Raw genomic sequence first — 7,743 nt, 5'->3', positions numbered from 1 at the left:
TGCAGTTTGTCTATAACATAAATTTTACAGACATGCTGAAAGCATCTTTGTTTATTAATGCCTTTTTTTGAATTTCTATATAGTATGGCGGATTTGATTCATCAACCTTCTGCCAGTCGGACAGGCTGTAGTTCAGATCAAGCTCAAGCATATTCTTCAGGTTTAAGATCCTGTTAACCGGGATGTTGATTCCGAAGCCGTATCTGTTTACAGGGTACTGAGGCGAATAATCCCAGAGATTATTTATCTGAAGTTCATTCTCCCTGCCGAAGCTAAGCTGAAGAATTTCCAGCAGCGTCAGCTCAAGTCCGTAATTTGGTTTCCACTCATTGAATTTATAATCGGCGCCATAAAATACGGCATCGAACGCAGCCATAAACCTTACAGGTTCAAGGTCATATATCTTCTGAATTGAAGGGACAAAAGTGTAAGATAAACCCGTTCTGATATTCTGGCTTAGAGGGTCTTTAGCGGACGTTTCGCTGTAGGACATTTTTGTATTCAATACATTCCTGAAATGTACACCAATCTGAAATTCATCCCGCGGGGTGAGTAAAACTGCTTCGGGGAACTGGTACAATGCCGACAAGCTCAAATCAAATGCTTTACCCGTCACTTCTTTTGGTAATTGTCCAAAGTGCAGAAGCAGTGAATTATTGTTATCCACATAATAGTCTGCCGAGATTCCCAAAGATAATTTATCTATAACTTTCCGGGCATAATGAACTGCGTATATAGTTTGAGATTCCTCAAAAAAGCCATCATACTTAAATGCCAGGCTGTTTACTGAAAAACCAACCGTTCCAAGGTTTTCCGGCAATGGAGCCACAGCGGCATAATCATTTGGGGTTACTTTATTTGGCAGCATCACGCCAATTCCATGCCCATTAGAGAATGCTGCGCCGTAGTAGTTAATACCGGCTAATCCGGCGGTATTATAGAACATTGATTCAAGTCCTTTGGCAACTCCGGTATAAGCATCCCCGAGTCTGATCACCCTTGCAAAGCGTGAAGTATTATATGAATCAAAAGCACCCGATTGTGCTGAAGCATTAAACCAGGTTACTAAGACAAGAAGAAGGATTTTAACTGCTTTCATAAATATCCTTAATTGATTGATTTGTAAATTTCTTTCGATTCCAGGCTGGACCGTAAAAATATATTTCTTACATATATATATGGTGACGAGGGGCGTTTTCGGAAAATTATTTTGGGAAATGTTATTTTTTTGGTTTGAGGGCAATTTTGAGTGCTGTGGGGGCCATCAGGATCTTTCATACATGGAATAAGTGATATTTAATTGTATTGCGCAAAATCACCGCATTTCTTAGAACCGCTTTAGATGTTTCAGTATGCCGTTAGTTTTCTCAATCACGGACTTTTATATATCTTGACATTGTTTAACCTATAGGTTAACTTATGTATACAATTGAAGAACTTTATTCCGGGCAGGCTGCAGCTGTTTTCGTACTGAAGGAATCTGAGAATGAAACCCTTTTTCTTGAGAGCTTAAAGAAAAAGTATCCTCAGGCTTATAAAAGGCTGCTATCTATGATAAAAAATACATGTGAGCATGGTCTGATAAGAGATGAAACAAAATACAAACCCTTGTCCAGAAATATTCATGAATTTAAGCCTGAAGGCATTAGAATATTGTCCTTCAAATTACCAAATGAAAACAGAGAAGTGGAAATCATTCTCACCGAATATTTTAAAAAGCCGGCAGGAAAAAAGCAGTATAAACCATATATAGAGCGGGCAGAAAAGATAGCGGCAGAAGTTATTAGAGAATATAATGAAGGAACTTTAATTATCAGGAAAGGATAAAGCATGAGAGCAAAAGACTGGTTCTTAAATGAATTAGATGAAGTTAAGAATGACGTTGAATTTCAGACTTATGATGCAAACCTGAGATTTGTTGAGGAATTAATTAAAATCTCGCAGAAGGAAAATATTGAGCATCTGAATAAATTTTTATCAGAAAAGCTCAACTGCAGCGCCGCTTATATATCAAAGATATTAAAGGGGAATCCTAATTTAACGATAAAAAAGATGGTGGAATTGGGACTAGCTTTTAATCATAAAATTGAAATAAGATTAGTGCCGGTTGAATCCTCTACCAGTCCAGCCACACAGGCTGTTGAAAAGAATTCAGCCGATAATAAATCCAGCGTAAAAGACATGTCTGTGCAATTACCTAAAGAAAAGCGCATCAAGAAAAATCCGATAAAAAGAGCCTCAAAGCGCAGAACTTCAAATGTATAATTCTCATGTTTTAAAATGAAAAAGCCCTGGATGATTAATCCAAGGCTTTTATTGTGAGCGCGGGTGGTTTCGAACCACCGACCCTCTGCTTAAAAGGTAGTTGGGTGTAGGAATTTAATTCGGATGGTAAAACTTACACTTCCTTTAAAGTTTTCAGTGATCTGGATAAATATCTGAACGTTCCAGTCATTTGGAAGGATTCCATATTGCACATTTTACCTTAACTGAGATACTTTTTCAGGATAATCTGCCAGCCGAAGAAAATAAATTCTTCAAAAAATTTTCTCAAAACGTTCTTCGTCACCATATATAAGTATAGGAATATTTTTTCTGCGTTCCGGGAGCAATGGCAATTTTGAACGGTTCCCCTTAATATTTCTTTTGAGAAAATCAATTGGTAGAAATACCTAATTTTTATTTTTATAATCAGTATAAGTACTGATTGACATAATTGATTGAATTATTTAACTTGAGTTCGCAACAGATTTTAATGCCCTTCAATGATAAAGATTAAACTTAGTTAGTCCCTTAATGAGTTAGGTTCTTTAAATTGTAAGCTGATTCCTGCACATTTATAATGAAGTTTATTACTGTCTATTTATAATAGGCAGAATTTATATAGTTCCTGTTTTTGTTTTAAGAACTCGATAATTTCACAATAAACCTAAATAGCAGGTGGATCAATGATACTTAGAACCATCATCACTATCTTATTTGCATTCTGTTTCCAGCTTTATGCTCAGATCACTCCGCAGTTCCAGTGGAGGACGATTAAAACCGATATTAATTCCAGCTTCGTGAAAATCACCTTCAGCGATTCGCTTCACGGCTGGGCGATGACACAGTATGAACTTGCAAGAACTACCGACGGAGGTGAATCCTGGCAGGAACAGACTCTTCCTGTTGATTCATTAGACTTAAGGAGAATACTTTTTACAAGCAGCTCTACAGGATACATCACTGGTGAAAAAGGACTTATTCTTGCCACTAAAGACGGAGGGAGTCACTGGATAAAACAGAATAGCGGTGATAATGACCATCTTCTTAGAGGTATTTCCTTTCTTAATGACTCGACCGGCTGGGTTACAGGTGAAATGGATGATGGTAAGAAAAGAGGCGGAATTCTCCTCCATACAACAAATGGCGGGGAAAAATGGGATACCTTAAGCGACAGGTCGGATGGGATACTTTATTATGATGTAAATTTCCAGGATAACAATAATGGAATCATAATAGGAAGCAAGGGATGGGACAACTTGGATCTGATGAAAATTTACAGAACTACAGACGGAGGAAAAAATCTCAATATGGTTAATCAGTTTGGCGGGGTTCAGACTTTTGCCCTATACAGAGCTGGTAAAGACACTCTCTGGAGCGGAGGATTCGGTTTCATGAAATCCATTGATTACGGAATTTCGTGGAACAGGTACTCGAATGTAGAACTGCCGGATTCAACAAAATATCTCCTTATATTCGAAGACTTGCTGCCGATAGGGGGCAAAAAGGGTTATGCCGTAATATCTGATGTTCGTGGAGCTGATAAAATTACACTCAGACTGCACTACACTGAAGATGAGGGTGATAACTGGAAAATTGTCTCAACGCCGGAAGGCTTTCAGCCTTTGGCAGTTTGCAAAGGAGGGAATTACTTTTATCTTGCGGGCTATGAAGGGCAAATCATTACAAATAGACCTAAGAGTATGGGTATTGAAAAAAAAGTAAGTGGAGTCAGCTCATTTCAGCTTATGCAGAACTATCCTAATCCTTTCAATCCATCTACCACTATTGAATTTTTCACGCCCAACGAATCCCAAGTTTCTTTAGTTGTATATAATCTACTTGGAAAAGAAGTTAAATGTCTAGTTAATGAACACATATCTGCAGGACGATATAAGATGCAATGGGATGGTGCGGACAATTATGGCAAAGAAGTTCCTTCCGGAGTATATCTGTTCAATCTGAAAATCGGAAATAAGTCGGAATTAAAAAAGGCTCTTCTGTTAAGATGAGCTTTGAAATAATACCATCACCAAACTATCTTCATAGGAGGCATAATGTTGCGAAAAGTGTTCTTATCTTGTCTAATTCTTCTAATACTCTCTCATTTGGAATCAATTAGAGTTTTTGCACAAAATGAAGAATTAACTCTAAAAGAAATGTGTAATCAAAGTACAGACATCGTTGTTGCTAAAATTGTCGCAAAAAATAGTTACTACTCCTTTGATAAAAAGGATGTTTTTACGGATGTCACACTAAAAGTAACGAAAAAAATTAAGGGTAAATTTAAGACAAACGAAGAAATAAAAATCAAAACTTATGGAGGAACGATTGATGGTATAACCACATTAATTGTGGGAGGACCATCTTTTCAGGAAAACACAAGCTCTGTTTATTTCTTTGAAGAAAAAAAATCAACAAAAACCGGCAAAATTGAAAATCACAGAATTGTGGGTTTTTCTCAGGGAAAGTTTGATATTATAGAAGAGAAAAATGAAAAGAAAGTAAAAAGGGATTCTGGTTTTACCCGATTTGTTTTGGATGATTCGGGTGAAAGTCTGGATTTTTCACATGGAAAATCTTTCAGCTTAGATAATTTTATTCAACAAATAACAAAACATTTATAAATGGTAGAGGCTCTCCATGAAAAAGAATCTATTTTTCTCTGCGCTACTTATTTTATTATTCCCAATTTTGCTGATAAAAGCTGAACATTTTATACTTGTCTCGCCAAATTATTATACTTACAGTGTGAATAGCTTAAGCGCCTCAATAGGGGATGCAGGTATTGCTCACTGGGCTCCAGGTTCATCGCATGGCTATTATTTGACAAGTTCTGCTGGGGATGGGCTCTCCCTTGAATTAACCCAGCAAGAGACACAGAAATCAATAGATGCTTGGGGAAGTATAAGTACAAAAAATATATCTCTCAGTTATTATGGATATAATCCAAGTTTATCATGGGGTGAAGATGGGATTAATGTAATTCATTGGGCGGAAGATGGCGACAGAGCTTGGGCCTCAGGCGGTCCTTTATATTCAAACCCGAACGCTGGGGGACTCACTATAATAAAAGTCAATTCTAAAAATGAACTTATTGAAGCCGATATATTAATGAACGGAAAAAATAAGGTATGGGTAGCTCCTACAGAAATTTATAATCCTCATGAAATTAGAGGCTGTCTGACTCACGAGCTCGGACATTCAATTGGGTTAGGTCATGCGGACTATGGTGCACATGAAACAATGAGTATATATGGCGTAGATTGGGATCCAAGAATTTTATCATATAATGACATTGTCGGTGCATCTTTCGTTGGCGGTTATCTGATAAGAAACGAAAGTTTTTCCGGCCCAATGTACTTTGATTGGCCGATTACAATTGCAAGTGGAACTACAATATATTTTAATGCTGGAACAACTGTTTATCTGCAAAGCGGGAATTCTATGACTATTAACGGCGACTTAGTAGTTAACGGTACCCCAACTAATAAAATCAACTTCCAGAGGAACGGCACCTCAGGCCGCTGGGGAAATCTTATCTTTGACAGGTATGGCGTAGCAGGATCTACCTTAAGCAATGTGAATTTATATAACGGTAACGAAATCCGCGTCATGAATTCCGCTAAAGTCACTATTTCAAACTGCTTGCTGAAAGATTTCTATAACGGGATTTATATCTATAAGGCTACTGTACTGATAGATAGTAACCAGATTATTAATCCTCAGCAGAACGGAATCTACGGGGAAGCTTCAGGTTTTTACCCTGTTATTACTCACAATACGATCACAAAAACCAATCATTCCGGTCAGGGCATTCATCTGATGAACAGTACTACCGGATTTATAGCTCACAACGACATTTCGGGATGTGATTATGGGGTTTACATCGGAAGCGCAACCGCCTTTTTTAGTGATAAAGTTTGGAGCATGTTTTATCCGAATAACAAATTTACAGATAATAATACGGCAATGTGCGCTGCATGGGGAGGCTTTCTTTCGGCCGGACAATTGAACTACAATACTGCGTATAATACAATTCACCCCAGCAGAAGCTATGATGCCTACGCCTATCAGAGCGGAATTCTTGTTGCCCAGTATAACTACTGGGAGGGCTATAATCCCAAGGTCTATTATGACGGGACCTCATCCGTGAGCGTGGCAAATATGTTGGCAGATGACCCATGGACGACGCCCTATTATGGGCCTGAATATGCAATGGCAAACAATTCCTCTATAAGTAAAACCACTCTGTCAAAAACGACTTTGACTGCTCCGGAAACAGATCCTGTTGATCTTTCTGCTGGCGTAAAGCTTGAGAAAGAAGGCAGGCTTGGGGATGCCATCACCTGGTATAAGACTCTCGTAAATTCAGACAAGTATCAGCCCTTTGCCCTTAGTGAACTGATGAGAATAAAGAACATGTATTCCAAGAGTGACATCTTAAGCTACATGGAAGGACTCTCAAAAGTAAAGAAGAATTCTAATCTGGAGAAACTGCTTGGAGACAACTATCTTCAGAATGGTGAGTTTGACAAGGCAGTAGCATGGTTCGACAATGCTGTCAGTTCGTCATCAAGTGAACAGGAAGCTCTTGATGCCAAGTTCTCAAAGCTTTTTGCCTATATAAACGTAAAGAAAGATATGGGAATAGCTCAGGAGATTCTCACGGATATTAAAAAAGGCAATGTCTCAGACTTCTATTTTTCCTCCAGAATTGAGACAGCAGAAAATCTGATGAATGATCCTTCAGCTTATTCTGCCAATAAAGATGAGAATCTTGGGAAATCCGTTCAATCATCAGAAAACAGCATTATTGTTACTGACTACTCATTATCGCAGAACTACCCGAACCCGTTCAATCCTACGACAACCATCCGCTATTCAGTTCCCGTAAGTTCAAACGTCAAGCTTATGGTGTATGACATGCTTGGAAATGAAGTCGCTTCACTTGTAAATGAGGTAAAGCCTGCCGGAAGTTATGAGGTCAGGTTTGATGCTTCTTCACTGCCAAGTGGCGTTTATGTTTACACTATTCAGACTGAGCATTTCAGAAGCAGTAAAAAGCTTCTTTTAATGAAATAAGGAAGATCTTCCGGTTGACTGGCTTTCAAGCAAAGCAGGCTGCCGGTACTTATTAGTCACTTTAACAAAAAGCCCTGGAATTAACATTCAGGGCTTTTTTTGTTTTCTATATGAATATCATGAATCACGCCAAAAGCAGGTAATACTTAAACATTATTAGGTAAGAATTCTGCCGCCAAATGTGGCTTTCACCCTGTCATTTCGAGTCCAAAACGAGTCCACTACTTTAAAATAGCAAAGCCCCGGAAATCCGAGGCTTTGATTTTATGTTGAATTCTCAACTCTTTTTGTGAGCGCGGGTGGTTTCGAACCACCGACCCTCTGCTTAAAAGGCAGACAAACGGTCCTATATCCCGTTACATTTTAACATCTTACAGAATCTGCAGTAACAACTGT

Annotated in this window: 5 protein-coding genes, 1 tRNA gene and 1 pseudogene; 5 read left to right on the top strand and 2 right to left on the bottom strand. The window is 38.3% G+C overall.

The window, feature by feature from the left end; translation table 11 throughout:
• Positions 1-10 precede the first annotated feature (10 nt).
• Positions 11-1,099: a hypothetical protein gene (locus HF312_19220; protein MCU7522354.1), complete on the bottom strand. Its 1,089-nt coding sequence runs from the start codon at positions 1,097-1,099 to the stop codon at positions 11-13.
• A 320-nt stretch (positions 1,100-1,419) separates the two neighbouring features.
• On the opposite strand from HF312_19220, the gene HF312_19215 reads away from it, so the two are divergent.
• The 5 genes and pseudogenes from HF312_19215 (at position 1,420) to HF312_19195 (ending at position 7,347) form a co-directional block, all read left to right on the top strand.
• Entirely contained in the window at positions 1,420-1,827 is a 408-nt protein-coding gene (locus HF312_19215; GenBank protein ID MCU7522353.1) for a hypothetical protein, read from the top strand.
• 108 nt (positions 1,828-1,935) lie between these two features.
• Positions 1,936-2,064: pseudogene (locus tag HF312_19210) on the top strand (transcriptional regulator).
• A gap of 884 nt (positions 2,065-2,948) precedes the next feature.
• Entirely contained in the window at positions 2,949-4,274 is a 1,326-nt protein-coding gene (locus HF312_19205; protein MCU7522352.1) for a T9SS type A sorting domain-containing protein, read from the top strand.
• A 45-nt stretch (positions 4,275-4,319) separates the two neighbouring features.
• On the top strand, positions 4,320-4,889 hold the full coding sequence (locus tag HF312_19200) for a hypothetical protein (protein MCU7522351.1): 570 nt from the start codon (positions 4,320-4,322) through the stop codon (positions 4,887-4,889).
• Positions 4,890-5,376: 487 nt separating this feature from the next.
• Positions 5,377-7,347, top strand: a complete 1,971-nt coding sequence (locus HF312_19195) for a T9SS type A sorting domain-containing protein (protein MCU7522350.1) — start codon at positions 5,377-5,379, stop codon at positions 7,345-7,347.
• Between the two features lie 290 nt (positions 7,348-7,637).
• Here HF312_19195 and HF312_19190 read toward each other — a convergent pair.
• A tRNA-Ser gene (locus tag HF312_19190) sits at positions 7,638-7,702 on the bottom strand.
• Positions 7,703-7,743: the final 41 nt, after the last annotated feature.

Source organism: Ignavibacteria bacterium (genome assembly GCA_025612375.1).
Classification (GTDB): domain Bacteria; phylum Bacteroidota; class Ignavibacteria; order Ignavibacteriales; family SURF-24; genus JAAXKN01.
Note: the sequence above shows the minus strand (reverse complement) of the source record. Positions and strands in the feature narration are given on the sequence as shown.

Bases quoted from the DNA above. Each gene is read 5' to 3' on its own strand.
- HF312_19220 (MCU7522354.1), bottom strand. From the start codon at position 1,099: ATGAAAGCAGTTAAAATCCTTCTTCTTGTCTTAGTAACCTGGTTTAAT.
- HF312_19215 (MCU7522353.1), top strand. From the start codon at position 1,420: ATGTATACAATTGAAGAACTTTATTCCGGGCAGGCTGCAGCTGTTTTC.
- HF312_19205 (MCU7522352.1), top strand. From the start codon at position 2,949: ATGATACTTAGAACCATCATCACTATCTTATTTGCATTCTGTTTCCAG.
- HF312_19200 (MCU7522351.1), top strand. From the start codon at position 4,320: ATGTTGCGAAAAGTGTTCTTATCTTGTCTAATTCTTCTAATACTCTCT.
- HF312_19195 (MCU7522350.1), top strand. From the start codon at position 5,377: ATGAACGGAAAAAATAAGGTATGGGTAGCTCCTACAGAAATTTATAAT.